Source organism: Myxococcus sp. AM011, from assembly GCF_013372595.1.
Classification (GTDB): Bacteria; Myxococcota; Myxococcia; order Myxococcales; family Myxococcaceae; genus Myxococcus; species Myxococcus eversor.
On the sequence record NZ_JABXEM010000557.1, the window covers coordinates 1 to 1,308 of the forward strand.

Genomic DNA, 1,308 nt, shown 5'->3' on the forward strand with positions numbered 1-1,308 from the left:
CCTTGTCGAGAGGGACGTAGGCGGCCCCCGCCTTGAGGATGGCGAGGAGGGAGACGATGAGGTCCGCGGAGCGGTCAAGGCGGACAGCGACGCGAGAGCCCGGAAGCACACCCAACGAGCGCAGGTAGTGAGCGAGCTGGTTGGAGCGCGAGTCGAGCTGGGCGTAGGAGAGCGACTCCTCGCCGGAGACGACAGCGACAGCGTCGGGCGAGCGAGCAGCCTGCTGAGCGAAGAGGGAGTGGATGGAAGCGTCGCGCGGGTAGGCGGACGTGGTGCCGGTCCACCCGGTGAGCACCTGCTGCTTCTCGGGGGCGGACAGCAGGGAAAGCGCGCTCAGCGATTGCTCGGGCTGAGAGACCGCGGCCTCGAGCAGCACGGAGAAGTGACGGAGCAGTCCCTGCATCGACTCCGCGTCGAAGAGGTCGGTGTTGTAATTGATGATGCCGGAGAACTGCTCCGCCTCTGTGAACAGGAGGCTGAAGTCGAACTTCGACGTGTTGATATCCGCGGGCAGTGCAGTGAGTTCAAGACCCGCGAGAGCAAGAGCCTCCTCGGGGGCGTTCTGCAGCGTGAGCGAGACCTGGAACAGCGGAGAACGGCTCAGGTCGCGCTGAGGCTGGAGCTCTTCGACAAGCTTCTCGAAGGGGACGTCCTGGTGCTCGTAGGCGGCCAGGGTGGACAGGCGCACCTGTGAGAGCAGCTCGCGGAAGGACTGGCTGCCATTGATGCGTGCACGCAGGACGAGCGTGTTGACGAAGAATCCGATGAGGCCTTCGGTCTCGGCACGGTTGCGGTTGGCGACCGGCGAGCCGACGGAGATGTCATCCTGGCCCGAGTAGCGAGAGAGCAGGAGCTGGAAGGATGCCAGCAGCACCATGAAGGGCGTGGCGCCTTCGCGCTGAGCCAAGGCCTTCACGGCTTGAGACAGCTCACGAGTCAGGTCGATGGGGAGCACCGCGCCGCGATACGTCTGGGCGGCGGGACGCGGCCTGTCGGTGGGCAGATCGAGCGAGGTGGAAGCGCCGGAGAGCTGCTGTCTCCACCAGGCAAGCTCTTCGGCGAGGACGTCGCCCTGGAGCCACTGACGCTGCCAGACGGAGAAGTCGGCGTACTGGATGGGCAGGGGTGCGAGCTGGGCGGCCTCGCCGCCGGAGAACTGGCGGTAGAGCGCCGCCAACTCACGGACCATGACGGCGATGGACCAACCGTCGGACGCGATGTGGTGGACGGTGACGAGGAGCTGGTGCTGCGTCTCATCCAAGCGGAGCAGTGAGGTGCGGACGACAGGACCACGGGCCAGGTCGAAGG

General features: G+C 66.2%; 1 protein-coding gene. It reads right to left on the bottom strand.

Annotated elements, in window-relative coordinates; translation table 11 throughout:
• Window positions 1-1,308: condensation domain-containing protein (locus HUW62_RS47280; protein ID WP_176438192.1), on the bottom strand; the 1,308-nt coding region annotated here is incomplete at both ends.